This window comes from Paenibacillus sp. FSL K6-1230, from assembly GCF_038002385.1.
GTDB classification, from domain to species: domain Bacteria; phylum Bacillota; class Bacilli; order Paenibacillales; family Paenibacillaceae; genus Paenibacillus; species Paenibacillus massiliensis.
In genome coordinates, this window is record NZ_JBBOCK010000001.1 from 535,195 (window position 1) to 553,937 (window position 18,743).

Annotated in this window: 16 protein-coding genes; 13 read left to right on the plus strand and 3 right to left on the minus strand. The window is 49.2% G+C overall.

Annotated features, from left to right (window positions below; all coding sequences use genetic code 11):
• Positions 1-14: 14 nt before the first annotated feature.
• On the plus strand, positions 15-212 hold the full coding sequence (locus tag MKX74_RS02355) for a GyrI-like domain-containing protein (protein WP_341177377.1): 198 nt from the start codon (positions 15-17) through the stop codon (positions 210-212).
• 271 nt (positions 213-483) lie between these two features.
• On the opposite strand, the gene MKX74_RS02360 is transcribed toward MKX74_RS02355, so the two are convergent.
• Together MKX74_RS02360 and MKX74_RS02365 are read right to left on the minus strand one after the other, a co-directional pair.
• Positions 484-1,515 carry a ribonucleotide-diphosphate reductase subunit beta gene (locus tag MKX74_RS02360; RefSeq protein WP_341177378.1) on the minus strand — a complete coding sequence of 344 codons (1,032 nt, stop codon included), beginning with the start codon at positions 1,513-1,515 and terminating at the stop codon, positions 484-486.
• 25 nt (positions 1,516-1,540) lie between these two features.
• Positions 1,541-3,874, minus strand: a complete 2,334-nt coding sequence (locus MKX74_RS02365; protein ID WP_341177379.1) for a ribonucleoside-diphosphate reductase subunit alpha — start codon at positions 3,872-3,874, stop codon at positions 1,541-1,543.
• 544 nt (positions 3,875-4,418) lie between these two features.
• Here MKX74_RS02365 and MKX74_RS02370 point away from each other — a divergent pair.
• From MKX74_RS02370 to MKX74_RS02415, 10 genes are all read left to right on the plus strand, one after another.
• Positions 4,419-4,745, plus strand: a complete 327-nt coding sequence (locus MKX74_RS02370; RefSeq protein WP_018887110.1) for an MTH1187 family thiamine-binding protein — start codon at positions 4,419-4,421, stop codon at positions 4,743-4,745.
• Positions 4,746-4,939: 194 nt separating this feature from the next.
• Positions 4,940-5,218, plus strand: a complete 279-nt coding sequence (locus MKX74_RS02375) for a PQ-loop domain-containing transporter (RefSeq protein ID WP_341177380.1) — start codon at positions 4,940-4,942, stop codon at positions 5,216-5,218.
• A gap of 297 nt (positions 5,219-5,515) precedes the next feature.
• On the plus strand, positions 5,516-6,382 hold the full coding sequence (locus tag MKX74_RS02380; RefSeq protein WP_028590497.1) for a YitT family protein: 867 nt from the start codon (positions 5,516-5,518) through the stop codon (positions 6,380-6,382).
• Positions 6,383-6,659: 277 nt separating this feature from the next.
• Positions 6,660-6,983 carry a hypothetical protein gene (locus MKX74_RS02385; protein ID WP_154659253.1) on the plus strand — a complete coding sequence of 108 codons (324 nt, stop codon included), beginning with the start codon at positions 6,660-6,662 and terminating at the stop codon, positions 6,981-6,983.
• A 428-nt stretch (positions 6,984-7,411) separates the two neighbouring features.
• Entirely contained in the window at positions 7,412-7,714 is a 303-nt protein-coding gene (locus MKX74_RS02390; RefSeq protein WP_028590498.1) for a hypothetical protein, read from the plus strand.
• A gap of 694 nt (positions 7,715-8,408) precedes the next feature.
• Positions 8,409-9,887: an ATP-binding protein gene (locus MKX74_RS02395; RefSeq protein WP_341177381.1), complete on the plus strand. Its 1,479-nt coding sequence runs from the start codon at positions 8,409-8,411 to the stop codon at positions 9,885-9,887.
• Entirely contained in the window at positions 9,877-10,551 is a 675-nt protein-coding gene (locus tag MKX74_RS02400) for an NAD(P)H-binding protein (protein WP_341177382.1), read from the plus strand. Before MKX74_RS02395 ends, MKX74_RS02400 begins: the two co-directional genes overlap by 11 nt.
• A 410-nt stretch (positions 10,552-10,961) precedes the next feature.
• Positions 10,962-11,138, plus strand: a complete 177-nt coding sequence (locus MKX74_RS02405) for an aspartyl-phosphate phosphatase Spo0E family protein (RefSeq protein WP_018887101.1) — start codon at positions 10,962-10,964, stop codon at positions 11,136-11,138.
• Between the two features lie 434 nt (positions 11,139-11,572).
• The gene (locus MKX74_RS02410) at positions 11,573-12,979 is read left to right on the plus strand and encodes a helix-turn-helix domain-containing protein (protein ID WP_341177383.1); all 1,407 of its coding nucleotides are present in this window, start codon (positions 11,573-11,575) and stop codon (positions 12,977-12,979) included.
• A gap of 290 nt (positions 12,980-13,269) precedes the next feature.
• Entirely contained in the window at positions 13,270-13,647 is a 378-nt protein-coding gene (locus tag MKX74_RS02415) for a RidA family protein (protein WP_028590502.1), read from the plus strand.
• A gap of 162 nt (positions 13,648-13,809) precedes the next feature.
• On the opposite strand, the gene MKX74_RS02420 is transcribed toward MKX74_RS02415, so the two are convergent.
• Positions 13,810-14,565, minus strand: coding sequence for a tryptophan-rich sensory protein (locus MKX74_RS02420; RefSeq protein WP_341177384.1), 756 nt, complete (start codon positions 14,563-14,565; stop codon positions 13,810-13,812).
• 193 nt (positions 14,566-14,758) lie between these two features.
• Here MKX74_RS02420 and rnhA point away from each other — a divergent pair, with 193 nt between their 5' ends.
• Together rnhA and MKX74_RS02430 are read left to right on the plus strand one after the other, a co-directional pair.
• Positions 14,759-15,427: a ribonuclease H gene (gene rnhA / locus MKX74_RS02425; RefSeq protein WP_341177385.1), complete on the plus strand. Its 669-nt coding sequence runs from the start codon at positions 14,759-14,761 to the stop codon at positions 15,425-15,427.
• Positions 15,428-15,609: 182 nt separating this feature from the next.
• Entirely contained in the window at positions 15,610-18,741 is a 3,132-nt protein-coding gene (locus MKX74_RS02430; protein ID WP_341177386.1) for a DEAD/DEAH box helicase, read from the plus strand.
• Positions 18,742-18,743 lie beyond the last annotated feature (2 nt).

An 18,743-nucleotide genomic window follows, 5' to 3' on the forward strand; every position in this document is an offset into this window, starting at 1 on the left:
TAAAAGACACAGCTATGGGGAGAGCAATTCAAACTCGTAGCTGTGTTTTTCCTGACCACGAATGCGAGCTTCAGAGGCTATGGGAACGAATATATTCTGAATGGTTCCCGACATCTGAATACGAACAGGTGGAAGGCCCTAGTTTTGAAATGTATTATGGTATGGCAGTGAATGATTCCGGGGAAATCTGGATACCTGTGCAGAAAAAATAGCTTTCTTAATTGGATGACATGCAAGCATTGGAGCAAGGGGAGATGAAACTGATTCAATTGAAGGTCGATATGAGTTTCGCTCGAAGCAAAGGAAGCTTGTCTATAAACTGAAGGAGGGCGTCTCAAGCAGCCATTAGATGGCTTTTGAGGCACCCTCCTTTAATTTGCAGTGACAGATAAGATTCTGGTCACCTGTAGAAGTTAAGCATATTTCTAGTATTCATGAATGAGTCTGCCCCATAACCTTCAGGACAACACGCTCTTGTTCTTCTTACAGATCGTCAAACCCGTTATCGTCGCCCACTTTACCATAGTTACGGGATTTGGCCTCGAAGAAGTCCGTTTTGGTCGCATTCAGTGCTTCGTCCGAGAATGGCTTGATCCACGGCATGCAGTTCACATCCACACCATCGTAAGCTTTCTCCATACCCATCAGGCGAAGGCGCTTGTTCGCGATGTACTTGATGTAATCGGACAGCTCATTGAGATCAATACCGCGTACATTAGGCAGTGTATAAAATGCCCAGTTTGTCTCCAGCTCCACAGCGCGGTGGATCGTGCTGTAGACATAGTCCATGTTCTCCTTGGTGTTCAGCTCCGGGAAGTCTACCAGCAGCTGCTTGAATACTTCCGCGAAGAAGTAGCAGTGCTGATTCTCGTCACGCTGAATGTAAGAGATCATCTGGCTGGTGCCCATCATCTTCTGGTCACGTGCCAGATTGTAGAAGAAGGCGAAGGTACTGTAGAAGAAGATACCCTCCAGAATCAGGTCCGCTACCATGGATTTGAAGAAGGTCTGCGGATTAGGATTGTCCCGGAACTCCTGATAGATGTTAGAGATAAAGGTGTTGCGCTCCAGCAGCACCGGATCATGCTTCCAGTACTCGAAGATTTCCTTTTGCTCCTGCTCGGATACGAGCGAGGAGAGAACATAGGAATAGGATTGATTGTGTACAACCTCTTGCTGTCCGATAATGGCGGCTACAGCTTCCAGGGAGGAGTCAGTGAAGTAGCGCTTCACATCTCCCACGAACATGGTCTGCATGGAATCGAGTACGGCCAGCAGGCCGATGTTGATCTTGAAGGTACGCTGCTCTTCGGCGTCCAGCAGCGGGAACTGTGATGCATCCTTGGACATCGGAATCTCATCAGCGATCCAGTGGTTCAGGAGCAGCACCTTGTACAGCTTGTACATGTGCGGCATCCGAATATCGTTCCAGTTGAGAATGCCGGAGCATTCTCCTTCTATAATACGAGTCGAGCGGTTAGGTGCTTCGGTGTTAAATATTTTTTGCAACTGCATGGGTGAGTCTCTCCTTCAGTTGGGTTTAGGATGCGCAGCTATCGCATTCCTCAATCGTCAGCGCACGGCTGCGAACATAATAGGTCGATTTCATACCGGATCTCCAGGCATGCAGATGAAGCTCCAGGAATTCGGTAGCCTTAATATCTGGACGAACGTACAGGTTGAAGCTTTGTCCCTGGTCGATATGACGCTGACGAGCGGCTGCCATGTTGATGGAAGCGTGCTGGTCTACGAGGAACGCTGTCTTGTAGTACCAGATAGTATTGGCGTTCAGGTCTGGTGCAGGGTTAGCGATCTTGTAGGTCGTCTTCTCTTCATAGGACAGCAGCTCATAGAGCGGATCAATACTGGCCGTAGAACCAGCGATGATCGAGGTGGAGCCGTTAGGCGCGATCGCGAACAACCAGGCGTTGCGTACACCATTCGTCTGCACCTCTGCAGCCAGCTCGCTCCACTGCTCAGTCGTTACGAATTTGCCTGGACGAGTCCCATCCGTGTAGTGGCGTGAGGTGAAATATTGTCCATTCTCCCAGTCAGAGCCTGCGAATTTCGCATAACGGCCCTTCTCCTTCGCCAGCTCCATACTGGATTTGACAGCGAGATAGTTGATCTTTTCGTACAAATGATCGTTATATTCTACCGCCTCATCGGACTCCCAGCGGATGCCCTCCAGAGCCAGCAGGTGATGAAGACCGAAGGTTCCGAGGCCCACAGCTCGGTATTGGCTATTCGTATATTGAGCCTGCAGCACCTCAATATTGTTGATGTCGATAACATTATCCAGCATGCGCACTTGAATAGGCACCAGACGGTCCAGCACGCCAGCAGGCACTGCACGAGCCAGATGGATGGAGTTCAGGTTACATACGACGAAATCTCCAGGGATTTTGGAAATAACGATGCGTGTCTGACCATCCTTGGTTACGAGCTCTTCCTTCTCTACCACGGTTGGAGATTGGTTCTGCATAATCTCCGTACACAGGTTGGAGGAATATACCATGCCATGAACGCGGTTCGGGTTCGCACGGTTCACGGTATCACGGTAGAACATATATGGTGTACCCGTCTCCAACTGGGACTTCAACACGCGCTTCATAATATCGATCGCCTGTACCGTAATCCGGGACAAGGTTGGATGATTCACAGCTTCCTCGTACTTCTCGCGGAATGAACCTGCTCCTGCTGTCTCGTCGTAGAAATCCTCCAGCCCCAGTGGACGACCATTCTCATCGGTCCAGCCCATGACCTTCTTGACTTCATGCGGACAGAACAGACTCCATTCACCGCGACTCTCCACGCGCTCCATGAACAAGTCAGGCAGGCAGACACCGTGGAATACATCATGCGCACGCATACGCTCATCACCATTGTTCAGCTTCAGGTCAAGGAAGGCCAGAATATCCTTATGGAATACATCCAGATATACTGCAATGGCACCCTTGCGTGTTCCAAGCTGGTCTACGCTGACAGCCGTATTGTTCAGCTGGCGAATCCATGGGATGACGCCGGAGCTGGTGTTCTTGTGTCCACGGATGTCAGAGCCTCTAGCGCGAACCTTGCCCAGGTATACGCCGATACCGCCGCCCATTTTGCTGAGACGGGCCACGTCCGTATTGGAATCAAAGATACCCTCTAGGGAGTCGTCTACGGTGTCAATGAAGCAGCTGGAAAGCTGTCCGGCTACTTTCTTGCCCGCATTGGACATCGTCGGTGTAGCAGCCGTCATGTACATGTTGCTCATCGCCCAGTAAGCTTCCTTAACCAGATCCATGCGGCGCTCCGCTGGCTCCTGGTGCATCAGGTACATGGCGATGACCATGTAGCGCTCCTGTGGCAGCTCCATGACCCGACCGTCAAAATCATGAGCAAGATAGCGCTCGGATAGAGTCAATAGTCCAATGTAATCGAACAGCAGATCGTTCTGGTATTCGATGCACTCACCCAACTCGTCGATCTGCTCTTTGCTGTAGCAGTCGAGCAGCTCCTGACGATAAATGCCTTTCTTCACCATCTCGGTAATGAGCGGGTAGAAGGCACCGTATGGATTGTCGTGGTAGGACTTATAGCGACGGTTATAGGCTGCCTTCTTATACAGGGAAGTGAGTAGAGAGCGAGCAGCTGCGAATTTCCAGTCTGGCTCTTCCTTGGTCACGAGCTCCAGAGCAGACATGATGAAGGCATTGCTAATCTCGTCTCCAGTGACCTCGTCACGGCGCAGCTTGGAGTTAACCCCGCGAAGCAGGCGTTCCTTATCAAGCTGATTCAGGCCATTCAGCGCCCGATCGGCATAGACGGACAAACGCATCTCGTCGAAAGCAAGCTGGCGGTTATTAGGTTTGGTCACGGTGTGTGGCATGGATGAATTCCTCACTTTCATGGGATGAATAATTTGCGATATGAATAACTCAAGGGATAAATGATGATTGGGCTGTTCGATAGATCGACAGCAACGATAAGAGGAGCATCACACTGTGAGCTATGGTCGGCAGAAGCGTATGCTGCAATCTGTTGATGGTGTTAGCCTGCTTATAGAAGTGGAAAATATATGTAAAGCTATAGGCTTAAGGACAAAATCGTCTTTTTCCGCTTCCGCACTATATTTAGATACTGTTTAAATAGGTTACCCCAATATATAGTGTTTTGCAAACAGAAAATTCGAAAGACGCAATGACGATTATAGCAAAATTCCATGCAAAAGGTAAAGGATATTGCTGGTTATCGTTCAAATTGCAAGCTTTTGAGAGTTAGAATGAGTATGCCGAAGTTTGGCTTAAATTTGAGCTTTGTGGAACGATTTATGATCGCCTTCTTGTTCCTCTCTACCTGAGCTCAATTGAATTGGCAGGCTGCAGACTGGTAGAATAGAGCTAGAATGATCCAATTTGAAGGAGGAGCAGCCAATGGCAATCGCTGAAGTGACCGTCATCCCAATTGGTACTGGAACTACAAGTCTGAGTGACTATGTGGCAGATATGCAGCGCGTACTGGCTACGCAGAAAGGAATCTCCTACGAGCTTACCTCGATGAGCACGATCATTGAGGGATCGCTTGACGATGTATTTACTGCAATTGCTGCGCTACATGAAGCGCCGTTTCAAGCAGGGGCAGGACGGGTGTCCACCTCGGTGAAGATTGATGATCGTCGTGACAAGGAATCCTCACGTAGCCTGAAGCTGCAATCGGTCACCTCCAAGCTGTCAGCGTTGCGTAGTAAAGACCTGAATTAGATGTGTCTGGTGCTGGACTGGACCACGGCTATTCATACATACATAGGGGAACATCGGCGACAGGATAACAATTCCCGCTCTTGAGCAGCATTAGTGTCTCCAAGAAGGCCAAGTCAGCGCGAAATTCAAGACAAAGTACTCCGCTGCATCGTAACCATCTCTACACCTAGGCATATACTGCTCGGGTAAAGGAGATGGGCGATGTGCTGTTTGCCATACTGCAATTGATCGGCGGTGTCATCTTATCCGTAGGCTGGGTGCCCCAAATTGTACTGATGTGTAGAGAACGCTCAGCCAAGGGGCTCCATTTGAACACTGTCATATCCATGTTCACTGGGGTTCTGCTAATGGAGATCTATGCATTGGATCTCATCACTAGCGGCACCGGGTATGCTTTCCTGATTACGAATACGATGTCACTCCTGCTGTTGTCTATTGTCCTGTTTCTGGCGCTGTGGTATCGGAGGAAGTGAAATTTGAACTGAAAGAAGGCTATTAACCATAAATTTCTCATATGGATAACGGAATCCGGAGACTCCAATTTGGTCTTTCCGGTTTCTTTGCATCTCATCTTTTGAGGGATCTTTAGGATATTGCTCCGGAGATCGGTTAGAATGTATAGGTGTCATGTTTGACCGGCTTCCTGCCTTTGGACCGGTCTTTTTTGTACCTGATGAGTAGAACGGATAACGACTTGTAAGGATGAAGCATTTACCAAGTGGTTGAAAAATATTAAAATTAAGCTAATCTGCTTGAAGAAAGGATTGGTTATGGTACATAAACCCAAGAAACTTACACCCACTGAATTGCTATTGAAGTTCCTCTTTATTACAGCGGGAGCAATTCTGGCAGGGGTGTCACTGGAGCTGTTTCTCGTGCCGAATGCGATTATTGACGGCGGGATTACAGGGATTTCTCTAATGATTGCGAATGTGACCAAGCTTCCACTCGGGATCTTTCTGTTCGTTCTGAATCTTCCGTTCCTGTTCATCGGATACAGACAAGTAGGCAAGACCTTTGCCTTGTCAGCTCTATACGGAATTGTGGTTCTGTCGCTTACCACCGGCTATCTCCACCATGTAGAGGCCTTCACAGACGACAAGCTGCTTGCAGTATTATTCGGAGCGCTGCTGCTGGGATTGGGAGTTGGCTTAGTGCTTCGTCTGGGAGGAACTACCGACGGTGCTGAGATTCTGGCGATCCTGATCTCCAAAAAAATCAACATCTCTGTCGGACAGATCATTCTCATCATCAACGTGGTTATTTTCATCGTGGCAGGCTTTATTCTGGGCTGGGATTCGGCGATGTATTCCATCTTTACGTTCTACATTGCCTCGAAGGTCATGGATATCGTCGTTGAAGGTCTGGATGAGTCCAAATCAGTCACGATCATTACGAGTGAATACGAGGAGATGTCCGAGGCTATTATGACACGTCTGGGCAGAAGCACTACCTACCTGTACGCTAGAGGAGGCTTCACCAAGGAGGAGACTCAAGTGATCTACTGTGTGGTCAGCAGACTGGAGCTGTCTATGCTGAAGAGCGTCGTGCAGGAAGTGGACAAGTCGGCCTTTGTCGCCGTCGAGGATGTCGCTGACGTGTATGGCGGTGGCTTCACCAAGAAGGGCGCACATTAAGAAGCAGGCTGTATAGGACTGCTTAGATTGGGAAGCAGACGAGGGTACCCTAAGCCTTGGAGGCAAGGGGTGCCCTTCGTTGTATTAAGCAATGGTGTAGACTTGTAGTGGCTTTACACTCCTATTTGATCTGGTCAAGGTATTAGTAAAAGACGGTTCAGAACGCAGGCGCTGCGGTTGGAGGATGGACTGTAGTCTGTTACAATATGATTGCACAAATAGTGATTTAGATGACGGATTGCAGGACGATATTAGTTCTATGTGTAGAGGAGTGAACATGTTGGGAAATTCAATTTTGATAGAAGCCTTGCTGTACTGGCTGCTGCTGATCGTTGCGGCGGGGAGTGTCGTGCTGGTCGCAGGCAAGAAGCGAATTGCTAGTCTGATTATTCTCAGCCCGATTGTGCTATTCAGCACACTGATGATCATGCAGGGGGCAAGCTACACGATATCGAACGGGATTCAGCAAGAGGATGTTCGAGGTATTTCGCATACGTTGGCTGTTGCGCTTTCCTGTATCTTTTTTGTAGTTGCCATCATTATCGTTCTGGTGAAGCGTAGAGGCGGTAAGCCTGGTGAACCCAGCAAAAGCAGCTCTTAAGGTATAATCAGACTTACAATAAGGGTATACAACAAGTAGGAGGCGATTGTGATGTCACAAATGACCCATTTGTTGTATATCCTGTTTTTTTCAGCACTGGCTCTTGGAGGCATTGGCAGTATCGCATGGTGGATGTATTCTGTAGGCCGCCAGGAGAGAGACAATGGTTGATGATTAAGGGCAGAGCACAGCTTCAGTTGAAGCTGTGTTTTTTTGGATGCGGCACAGGGTTGCCAACAGCTTTAGTAACTGTTAAAATAGGAACAAGCGTTCCTGTTTTCTGAAGTTATTTTTGGTGATCATTTTGTTAGTTTACTTATGTTGAACTGCTTATGTTGAGATCATGTTGATGGTTGGTGTGGTGTTGCATTCTAATTCGTGTAAGCAGATAGACTATGTTTTATTCCAGTTCATGAAGGAGGGGTTCCATGCTGCCAGATCTTGAGCGCAAGCTACTGCGTATCCTGTACAATTTCTATGCGCAGCAGCGGCGGATGCCTAATGAACGAGAGCTTCAGGTGAGGACTGGGCGGAGCAAGCAGGAGATAACGAACGCCTTTATCCATTTGGAGCAGCAGGCGTATATTCGATGGGACGACAAGTCCTCGTTTATGCAGGCGGTCATTCTGGAGGGATGGGAGCGTCCCGAGGGAAGCACCCAGACCAAGAGACCCTTGCCTCAGCGCTCCTCACAGGATGATGAGGCCTATAGATACTGGACCGATTATTAATCCTTGTAGAGGCGTTTAATTTAATCTTTCTTTAAGGTTCATATCATTTGATTTTAAGGTAGGCCACCTATACTACAGATATTAACCCCTTTCTTTCATCAAGTGTGAATGAACCCGCCCATAATGGACGGGTTATTTTTTTGCCCAGCGATTCTCTTAGGCTCATAGGCTCATTTTTCTTGGGTAAAAAAAGACCGCCCTACCATCTAAGATGGGGACAGCCTCTCTGTGGCGACGTACACACTTGTCAGCCAGTATTCTATATACTAACCCCTTGCCACCTTCGCTAATGAGGGCAGTTACCAACCCGGTAACAGGGCATTGCGATTCCATCAATTCATTTGCCAAACGACGAAAGCCCTACCTCTCTTCCATCCTTGCGGCTCCGATGACCGCGCCAGTGTGAATGCAAAATATACTGCAAAAAGCTCAAAATTCTACACGTTGGGTGATGAAAAAAATTGAATGAACTCCAGCGGTGAGCGGAGTGTACTTGTTGCGAGGAATCATATGGGGTTAAATCATACGTATATCACTATAACATATAGTGCGCTAAAAGTAAATCATTAACTTTCAAAATGAAAATTCGATTCCTTAGCACGAGTGTCGAATCAAATCACTTCATGGTATGATGGAAGAGTATGTGAGCCATCCCTAGGTTAGGGACTTCTATTCTGAATAGCAGGGGGAAGCTATGGAATATTCAAAGATGTTCCTGCTGAATTTAGGTATGCTGATCGCAGTGGCATACTGTGCGAACGTATTTTATAAATATGTACTGATCAAGGCCTCTACCGCTGTAAAATATGTGAGTTCTGTCCTGTTCATCATTTTGTGTGGCTGGATCAGCTCCGCATTCGGCTTTAATTTTAACGAGGAAGTTATCTTCGACCTCAGGTTCGTCCCGCTGATCATCGCTATATTGGTCTATCCTCATGCCTCTGTGCTGGTGCTGATCGGGGTGCTCACGGGGCTAGTGCGCTTCACCCTTGGGTTCAATGAAGCTTCTATCGCGGGCTTTATCAATATGAGTATATTAGGAGTGCTAGGAGCCGGATTGAACTATTGGATGCGGCACTCCAGCTATCGACTTATCGTCAAGGCTTCCATTGTAATAGGAATTGTTAATATAGCGAATGTCATTAATATTGCGATGTTCGGGGTTATTCCTACAGCCCATTATTTAGGGCATATCGTGCCCTATACGCTGCCGTTAGGCATAGTGTTAAGCTATCTGTTCGCATTGATGCTGCGTGATTTCCAAATGGATCAAAGGCGCAACCATCAGATTATCCAGGCCAACCGTCTGCTCTCAAGGCAGAGGGACGAGCTGCAGCAGGCCAAGCTGATTCTGGAGGAACGAGCCAAGCAGCTAATGATGGCTTCCAAATATAAATCCGAATTCATGGCAACCATGTCTCATGAGCTTCGTACTCCGTTAAATAGCATCATTAACCTTGCCCAGATTATTAATGAGCAGGGGAAGGAGATGGAGGAGGACAACCTTAAGCAATATTCAGGTATTATCCATGCATCAGGACAAGATCTATTGCAGCTGATCAATGATATTCTGGATCTCTCCAAGGTGGAAGCCGGGAAAATGGAAATTGTCATGGAGCCCGTCAATGTGCTGGAGCTCGGTCAGGTCATGATGGTGAATTTTGAGATTACTGCCCGCAACAAGGGCCTGATATTCCAGCTAGAGACCTCTGAGGATTGCCCGGCCCAGATGAATTCTGACCCGCAGCGTATTCAGCAGATTCTGCGGAACCTGCTGTCTAATGCGTTCAAGTTCACTCATGAGGGCAGTGTGACATTGAGTATCCATAAGCGCAAGCTTGTAGAGCCTGAACTGGAAGGTGAATGGGTTGTATTTGCAGTGAAGGATACAGGGATCGGCATCTCTTCGGAGAAGCAGCATTATATCTTCGAGGCCTTCCAGCAGGCGGACGGATCGATTAGCCGCAAGTATGGAGGAACGGGTCTGGGATTGTCCATTAGTCGGGACTTGGCGCGTCTGATGGGAGGCTTTATTCGCTTGGACAGTGCAGAGGGTGAGGGGAGCACGTTCGCGTTGTATCTGCCCCTCTACACGTCAGAGTCCCTACCATTGGAGGAGTCAGGTCGCAAGCAAGGATATAGGAAGAGGAGAAGACAATTGCATGGATCGTAAGGGATTGATTATAGGAGCGACAGGACTGGTAGGAGGCCTGATCGTAAGAGAACTACTAGAGGACCCCGGCTATGCAGAGGTGAGGGTCCTTACTCGTAAACCGCTTGGTATCCAGCACCCCAAGCTGACTGAGTACATCATCTCGTGGGATGAGCTGGAGCAATCCGCTCATGTATTTGAGGGGGTGCATGATCTGTACTGTGCGCTCGGTACTACGATCAAGAAGGCGGGGTCGCAGGAGAGGTTCCGGCTTGTGGATTTGGAATATCCACTGCAGGCTGCGAAGCTGGCACGACAGGCAGGGATCGTACAGATGCTCGCTGTCTCATCCGCTGGTGCCAATCCGCATTCACGAATCTTCTACAGCCGTACAAAAGGCGAGGCTGAGGAAGCGCTGGCCGAAGTGGGGCTGCCTGCATTGCATCTGTTTCGTCCATCCCTCATTCTGGGTGAGCGATCAGAACGAAGAGCAGGCGAGCGGGTTGCTGCGGTCCTCATGAAGCTTACGTCACCACTGTGGAACGGAAGGCTGTCTGCTTATCGGGCCATTCCGGCGGCAGCTATTGCCAAGGCAATGGTTCGCATAGCTCTAGCGGGTGCTAGAGGAGTCCATGTGTACCCGAATGAAGTCATTCACGCGCTGGGCTCCGATCCAGCGCAGTGATCTATAACTATCGCTCATGAGAAGCGAACGAATGCCATGGGAGTGCTCTGTCTAACCGACAGGTACTCCCATTTTGTTCAGATAATAGAATGTAAGTTTTCAGCGGAGTTGAACCATTCGATTATCGCAAGAAACACTTCAGCGAAAGGTGGTCTGTCTCACTTCCATGGGAGAAACGGGAGGTTCGAAACTACTTTTGTAAAAAAATCTGTGCTTTCCATGAAGGTTGCTGCCAAAAAAATGGGTATATATAACATAGAAGACAAAAGATTATTTTTTTTGGCAATGTCAAAAAATTATAAACACATGTGACACTAAAGCTGAAGATGTAAGCCACGAGCCAGAGTAGGAGTGGACAGGCCTAAAATCGTAAGGTCTTGGCAAGAAACCTGATGAAAAGGAGGGGTATTATGGTGGAATTGAGAGAGCTGGAGGGGAAAATCGAGTACTTTCGTGAAAAAATGTTAGACTCTGCACATCAGTTTGGACGAACAGACGATCGAGTACTGAGAGCCTCCGAACAACTGGATGACCTCTTGAATCGTTACTGGTATGCCAAAAAACAATACAAAAAGCCTACAGCCTAGGAGGACAATGAGCAGACAACATAACGAAGAGGCCGTGGCAGCCTACATTGAACAATTGAATATAGATTCCGGATAAGCGCAAGTTCACTGATTCTTGGTATTTTACGAGTCAGCGATACTTGTGCTTTTTTTCGATTCGATCCGAGCACTTCCGCTGAAAACAGACACTGAAAATAGTGAAAATAACAAAAGAAGTGGTTCCGTGGTCATGCTTTTCGACTTAGTAAAATTTGCCGTCGAGAAATAGCTAAAAAGTTTCATTGACCCCTGGTTAATTCTTACATATAATCTCAATAAATTCAAAAAAATACACTGTCTCTATATATGCTACCTAGAAGGGGGATAAAGTAACAAAATCGACTACATGCGTATTGCAGCAGGGAAAGTGAATTATAAGGTGATGTTCATATGTACTATGGTGGGAGGGAGCTAATGTGGAGGTTGGAAATAGACTGCGTTCGCTCATAGCGTCGTACTTAGAGCAGACGAATTGTTCACTTCAGGAATTCAGCAGACGCTGCGGACTGAATAAAGGGACTTTAAGTGCTATTTTGCGTTACCAGATTCCGAAACCGTTGTCGCTCAAGGAGCTGGACCGGATCACGGAGGCGATGGGGCACCCGGAGGGCGAGCTATACCCGATGTATCTGGAGGAGTGCGTTGTTGATAACAAATGGAAGCTGTCACGTCTGAAGCCTTATCTGCTGCAATGCGCACGCATGGGAAGATTGGATTGTATCCAATCGGCACTACCTGCTGTATTGGACGAGCTTGGGCATATCCCTGTTATTTTTTCAATAGGAGAGCAGCTATACCAGGAAGGGTATCATAAGGAATCGGCTCCATTCTTCGAGGCGGTGGCCGAGAGTGAGCAGTATCAGCATGCAGAGCGACTCGCACGTAGCCACTATCGTTTGTTCATGCTGCAGCTAAGCGATGATTACGAGATGAACCTGCGCGCAGCAATTCGATTCGATCCATTCCGTAATCGCTTGCCGGAGGAAGAGCAGCCTGATGCTATGCTCCAACTGATTAATGTCTATTTTACACTGAATCGACTGGACCGGGTTCACGAGCTGGCGAATGAATTAAGCAACTATACTTACACCATGTATACATACGAATGCAAGAACAAGCCATATAACGAAGAAGAACGTACAACCAAGTATCCACTTGTGGTCTATTATGGCTATGCCTATCTGATGAAGGCAGCGGCGTGTGACAAGCAGAAGAAGTATCATGAGGCCAAGCAGTATACGCAGTACTACACAGATTTGAGCTGGTTCAAGGGATTGGGTGAGATGGGTAAGGCAGAGGTGCGCAAATTCAGCATTTGGGCCAAGGCCAACGGCTTCGCCTATGAGCTGATGACAGGCAATACGAGCGTATTGCCTGCTTACATTGCGTATATTGAGCATAATGAAGACGAGGTCCTGCCTGCACTGGAGAAGATTATGGAGGCTGCGAACCGCTACAGTCTGGACGTCAGCAGCATACTTGATCAATTCGAGGACCGAATCTCCACCTATATCGACAGCCAGCAAGCGAGCAGTAGCTATTATAATATGCACTTCACCCTCGAACGATTCGCCAATTTCTGTTATGAATTGTCATATTACTATTATCAGCAGCAAAATTTCGACCTTGCAGTAAAATATGTACTCCAAAGTTTGTCATCATCCATTAAAATGGGTGACAAGGCTGGTTTTATCAAATGTGTGACATTATTTGAAGAATTTAGACGGCATACACGTGTTGAAAATCAGCGGAGTTATGAAAATATGATCAGAGGAGTGCGTAAAAATGCGGAAAATGAAATGCTTTTTGTTACTTACGCTTAGTGCCGGTATTATATTCATTACTCCAGGATTAACAGTTGGGACAGGGGCCGCCGGAAATATGGGGACCTATACACACGGAGCAGGCGGGTATTAATCCGTCGACAGTCGTTATGTACATGACATGCCAATAGGATGATTGCAGGCTGAATCAGAATAGATGTCGTATGAGCAGGGTACCGGGCGTTTCGGTACCTTTTTCATATGGTAAGGTGAGGATAGCTTGTCCTACACCCTGAGCATAATGCTATAATAGGCTCAGTATTCAAAAAGATGACCGAAGGGAGTACATAATGATGAAACCTATTTCGACAGAACGCGCACCTGGCGCAATCGGCCCGTATAGTCAGGCTATGCAGGCAGGCGATTTTATTTTTACCTCAGGTCAACTGGGACTTGATCCAGCAACTGGTGAGTTCGGTCAAGGTGTAGAGGAGCAGGCACGACTTTCCCTGAATAATGTCAAGGCTATTCTCGAAGAGGCGGGCAGCAGCTTGAGCAATGTAGTTAAGACTACAGTGTTCCTCAAGGATATGAACGATTTTGCCAAAGTGAACGAAGTGTACAGCTCCTTCTTCGAGCAGCCATACCCGGCAAGAAGTGCAGTTGAGGTGGCACGCCTTCCAAAGGATGCTTTGGTGGAGATCGAGACCATCGCACTGAAGGGCTAATCGTTACTTAGATATAATACAGGAAAAGGGGACTGTCCGCGTAGTGATAAGACTACGGTGGATGATCCCCTTTTTTTGTGAAGACATTGGATGTGTTATTATTCAGCGGAGCTAGACGATTGAATCATTGATTCAATCATTCAATCAGCACAGATAACTCCGCTAATCGCGATCCTGACTACGGGCGAATAGCAGCCAGATGGAATAGATCAGGATCAGGGCCGCCAGAATAAGGGCTGCAAGATAGACGCTCTGCGTACCTCGCTGCTCGACGGCTATGGCAATATAGGCCCATACGAACACGAGCGGATAGATACTGTCTCGGTATGGGAAGCTGACCAGAATCGCCAAGGCTGCTCCTATGCAGAGGACAATGACGGCCCAGGTGCTGTCGCTCAGGCCCCAGCCACTCCATTGATTCTTCTCCAGTATAATGGCCACGTTGAGAATCGTAGCGACAGATATCCAACCCATATAGAGGCTGAATGGGAGTCGTACGAACCATATTTCCCCGGAGCTCGGATAAGATACCCTGGTGGCACGATAGATTTTGATGAGTGACAGAAGCAGCAGGAGCATCACGAGGAGAGCCAGTTCAATATAGAGATTCTGCCACAGGAAAATCCAGGTGATATTGAACAGACAGCTCAGAATGAAGAAGACTCCGATGCCCTGTACAGAGTCCCGGGATTGGCCTCGGGGCAAAGCCTGATAGATTACGAATCCTGCCAGCAGCAGATAAATGACCGACCAGATCGAAAAGGCGTAGCCCGCTGGAGTAATCAGCGTTGGATACATGTCTGAGACAGCCGATGTGCTGCGACCTCCGATCGGCAGTGCCATGGCCAGATAGTTGGTCACGATGACCGCAACATAAGCAATGATATTCCACCATTTCAAGGGATGGCTTCGATGCATTTCGAAATCCTCCTAACTGAAGTGAATGTTCGCTCTACGGTCATTTGCGATGACCAGCGGGTCAAGAATGATCTATTATGAATATACCCATTTTGCCCACATGTAACATATGACATGATAAAATGTTATGTTGGACAGGTTCATTTGATGATCATGAAATTTAAAAACTAATCTTTTCATACATGGAGGATCTATGGCTAACCAAAAATTCTATGTTGTCTGGGAAGGGAAGACACCAGGTGTCTATACAAGCTGGGCTGAGTGTCAGACGCAGGTGAGCGGTGTAACGGGGGCGAAGTTCAAGGCTTTTCCGTCCAAGGCAGAGGCGGAGAAGGCATTTGCCCACGGCTGGAAGGGAATCTGGGGTAATGTGGCAGGAGGCAAAACCTCCTCGGGAAGCAAGGGCTCCAGTGCAGGCAAGGGCACAGCACATTCAGGAGGAGCACCAGCAACGGACATTGATTATGACAGCATTTCGGTGGATGTAGGCACACGCGGAAATCCGGGTCCAGTGGAGTATAAGGGGGTCGACACCCGCACTGGTGAGGTACTGTTCTCTTGCGGGCCAATTGCCAAGGGGACGAACAATCTGGGCGAATTCCTGGCCATCGTGCATGGACTTGCGTATCTCAAGAATCAGAACAGCAACAAGACAGTCTATAGCGACTCGGTCAACGCCCTGAAATGGGTCAGACAGAAGAAGGCCGTCTCCACTTTGCCGCGCGATGAATCGACACGAGAGATCTGGGATCTGGTAGACCGCGCGGAGCGGTGGCTGCAGAATAATACGTATACCAATAAAGTAGTCAAGTGGGAAACCAAGAGCTGGGGAGAAATCAAGGCGGATTACGGGAGAAAGTAGCTCCCCTTTCAGCTCAGTCCCTTCATTCGCGCGAATACTAGTAGGGCTGATCTCCCAAAAAAGCGTCTCCAGAATACCGGGGACGTCTTTTTGGCGTCAGCATAATTTCGAAAGCATTTTGATTTGGCGGGATTTTCGTATATGATGAAGAGTAACAATTAGAGGCTGGACGGGAGATTGATATGAACCAACCGCTGTACGCAATTTGGCTTGGAGATGTAATGTTCTGCTTCTCGGGTGAGACTTCTGAGCCACGTGTCGATGCCTGGAGCAGTGTCGTACGAAGACTGAAGCTATCTAACGGAATACAACCTTTTCGGCAGGCAGCATTGCGGCTGGCTGAGCTGCGTGTGCCCAATACTGGACGTGCGGAGCAATCAGGCGGAGGCAAGAGGCGAGCCATGCTCGGACGTACATTGGAAGGACTGGCATTGGAGCCTGCAGATGCGCTTGAGCTGCTGCTGCGCTTGAGTGAACAGGACTGTGCTGCTGCAGGTATTCGGGCAGGAGAAGAGCTGCCTTATTGGCGGACAGCGGCGCGGTTTGCGCTTGAACTGATTCATAGAGGCGAGGTTGTGCCAGGCATCCAGCAGGTGCAGTCTGGCGGTGCCAGACGACGCGGTGTGCAGGAATCTGCGATGGGTGTCTGGCAGCCACGACTGGAATCTGAAGAGGATATCGGTAGATTTCGTGAGCTAGCAGCAGCAATGCCTGCGATTGGTCTGTCTGCGCCAACGCTGCTTGCGAATCATGATCCTTCCTCTCGGGAAGAAGCCGCAGCGATCGTGCTGCATTCCTTCATGTCTGCCATCATTCAGCAGGAGATGCGCAAGGCGACGGCGGAACGTGAGCGCGAGCTCTCCAGGCAGCGCCCGGATTATCGCCGCGGGACCTCACCGCTGGCTGATCTATGGTGGAACAGTCTGCTAACAGGTACGCGACCGATCACCATTCAGGGTACGCCTGCTGAGATGGAGGAGCTTCATGCACAGGTGGCTTCATTGAATGGAGCAGGTATTCCGCAGAGTGGGAAGGAAGAAAGAGAGCCTGAGGAAGGGAGCTTGCGCCTGTGTCTGCGTCTTGAGCCTCCTCTAGAGGAGGGAGCGACGAATTGGCAGGTGACCTTCTGGGCGGAAAGTGTGCTGGAGCCGTCCCTCCGTCTATCAGCGGCGGATATATGGACGTATGACAAGCCTGATCTTGAACGCGGGCATATCATTTATCGCCATCTTCGTCTGCAGCTACTCATGAGTATGGGACGTGCAGCAGAGGTGTCGCGTGAGGTGAAGGGGGCTATGCAGAATCCCTACCCGGAAGCCTTCACCTTAAGCCCGGAGCAGTTCTATCCTTTCCTGCTCGAATCGGTCCCAAGACTACAGAAGATCGGTGCAGCTGTACAAATGCCTTCCAAATGGAGCAAGGAGGGACGCAAGCGTGCAGGCTTGCGTCTGCGTATGCGTGAGCATGCAGAGGGTACTGCGTTCGGGACAAACGCAGTGGAGGCCTCTCCACTAGGCATGCATCAAATTGTAGCCTTCGATGCCGAGGCGGTGCTGGGTGGGAATGTGCTGTCACTGGCGGAGCTTGAAGCCATCGCTGCAACTAACCTGCCCTATGTACACTTGCGAGGCGAATGGGTTGAGATTGATCCGAAAGAGCTGCGACAGGTACTGAGATACATCAAGAAACAGGAAGAGGGCGAGATGACTCTGGCCGAATGGATGCATTTGTCTGCCGAGCAGGACCCAGAGGAGGGCTCCGTCTGGAAGGGCATATCCATCTATGGCACTGAATCGTTCGGTCTGCTGGGCTCGCTACTGGAGGGCGGTGTGCTAAGATCTGTTGCCCCAAGGCGAGTGCCTCCCCAACTGCATGGACAATTGCGTCCATATCAGGAGCGTGGTTTCCAGTGGTTGTCTGCGATGCGTGATCTGGGCTTTGGTGTGTGCCTTGCGGACGATATGGGACTGGGAAAGACAATACAGGTAATTACCTGTCTACTCGATTACAGCCCGTCCAATAGCAACAGGGGGCCTGCGCTGATTATCTGCCCGACCTCCTTACTTGGCAATTGGCAGCGTGAACTGCAGCGGTTCGCACCCGACCTGTCGCTATATATCCATCATGGGGGCCAGCGACTGCATGGTGAGGATTTCGTGAACCAGGTTACGGATCATGAGATTGTACTGACGACCTATCATCTGGCTGGTCGCGACGGGGGCGATCTATCAGCCGTATCGTGGTCCTCCATTGTGCTGGATGAAGCACAATACATCAAGAATTCCAGGACCAAGCAATCGCAGAGCGTTATGAAGCTCTCGGCTCCGCATCGGATTGCCATGACAGGCACTCCCGTTGAGAACCGTCTCAGCGAGCTGTGGTCGATCTTTCATTTCCTGAATCCTGGTTATCTTGGAAGCGCGACCTCCTTCCGGCACCGGTATACCGGAGCAGTGGAGGATCGACAGGAGATGCTACGTGAGCTGCACAAGCTTGTCTCGCCCTTCATGCTGCGCAGATTGAAGAGTGACCCCGATATTCGCAAGGACCTTCCAGAGAAGCTGGAGCTCAAATCATATTGTGTGCTGACTCCAGAGCAGGCGGGTATGTACAGGGGCGTCGTTGATCAATTGATGGGGACCTTGGATGGACAAAGTGGCATCGCACGCAAAGGCTTGGTCCTCTCCTCCTTGACGAAGCTGAAGCAGATCTGTAATCACCCTGCTCTATTAGGGAGTAAACGGGGAGAGAATACCAAGTCAGAGGCCTCGGGCAAAATGGAACGACTGCTGGAGCTGATCGAGGCCATACGTGCCAATGGAGAAGCAGCGCTGATCTTCACTCAGTATGTAGCTATGGGAGAGCTTCTGGTATCACGTCTGGCACGGATGTATGACGAGCGTCCTTCTTTCCTCCACGGCGGGCTGTCCAAGCAGCAGAGAGATGAGCTGGTGCAGCGATTCCAGCAGGGGGAAGGACCAGATATCTTCGTTCTCTCGCTTCGAGCAGGAGGCGTCGGTCTGAATCTGACACGGGCTAGCCATGTCATCCATTATGATCGCTGGTGGAATCCCGCTGTGGAGAATCAGGCGACAGACCGTGTATTCCGGATTGGACAGAACCGCAATGTTCAGGTGCACAAGCTGATTTGTCAGGGCACGCTGGAGGAACGGATTGATGAGCTGATTGAGAGCAAAAAGATGCTGTCCGAGCAGGTTGTCGGCTCTGGCGAGAATTGGCTTACAGAGATGTCAGATGAAGAGCTGCGAGGCTTGGTTGCCTTGCAGAATGATATTTGGTTGCAGGGGGAATGAAG

What these genes read in the sequence shown, in the direction of transcription:
- MKX74_RS02385 (WP_154659253.1), top strand. Translation starts at nt 6,660, where the DNA reads ATGTTGGGAAATTCAATTTTGATAGAAGCCTTGCTGTACTGGCTGCTG.
- MKX74_RS02405 (WP_018887101.1), top strand. Translation starts at nt 10,962, where the DNA reads ATGGTGGAATTGAGAGAGCTGGAGGGGAAAATCGAGTACTTTCGTGAA.
- MKX74_RS02370 (WP_018887110.1), top strand. Translation starts at nt 4,419, where the DNA reads ATGGCAATCGCTGAAGTGACCGTCATCCCAATTGGTACTGGAACTACA.
- MKX74_RS02400 (WP_341177382.1), top strand. Translation starts at nt 9,877, where the DNA reads ATGGATCGTAAGGGATTGATTATAGGAGCGACAGGACTGGTAGGAGGC.
- MKX74_RS02375 (WP_341177380.1), top strand. Translation starts at nt 4,940, where the DNA reads ATGGGCGATGTGCTGTTTGCCATACTGCAATTGATCGGCGGTGTCATC.
- rnhA (WP_341177385.1), top strand. Translation starts at nt 14,759, where the DNA reads ATGGCTAACCAAAAATTCTATGTTGTCTGGGAAGGGAAGACACCAGGT.
- MKX74_RS02430 (WP_341177386.1), top strand. Translation starts at nt 15,610, where the DNA reads ATGAACCAACCGCTGTACGCAATTTGGCTTGGAGATGTAATGTTCTGC.
- MKX74_RS02380 (WP_028590497.1), top strand. Translation starts at nt 5,516, where the DNA reads ATGGTACATAAACCCAAGAAACTTACACCCACTGAATTGCTATTGAAG.
- MKX74_RS02365 (WP_341177379.1), bottom strand. Translation starts at nt 3,874, where the DNA reads ATGCCACACACCGTGACCAAACCTAATAACCGCCAGCTTGCTTTCGAC.
- MKX74_RS02355 (WP_341177377.1), top strand. Translation starts at nt 15, where the DNA reads ATGGGGAGAGCAATTCAAACTCGTAGCTGTGTTTTTCCTGACCACGAA.
- MKX74_RS02360 (WP_341177378.1), bottom strand. Translation starts at nt 1,515, where the DNA reads ATGCAGTTGCAAAAAATATTTAACACCGAAGCACCTAACCGCTCGACT.
- MKX74_RS02390 (WP_028590498.1), top strand. Translation starts at nt 7,412, where the DNA reads ATGCTGCCAGATCTTGAGCGCAAGCTACTGCGTATCCTGTACAATTTC.
- MKX74_RS02395 (WP_341177381.1), top strand. Translation starts at nt 8,409, where the DNA reads ATGGAATATTCAAAGATGTTCCTGCTGAATTTAGGTATGCTGATCGCA.
- MKX74_RS02420 (WP_341177384.1), bottom strand. Translation starts at nt 14,565, where the DNA reads ATGCATCGAAGCCATCCCTTGAAATGGTGGAATATCATTGCTTATGTT.
- MKX74_RS02415 (WP_028590502.1), top strand. Translation starts at nt 13,270, where the DNA reads ATGATGAAACCTATTTCGACAGAACGCGCACCTGGCGCAATCGGCCCG.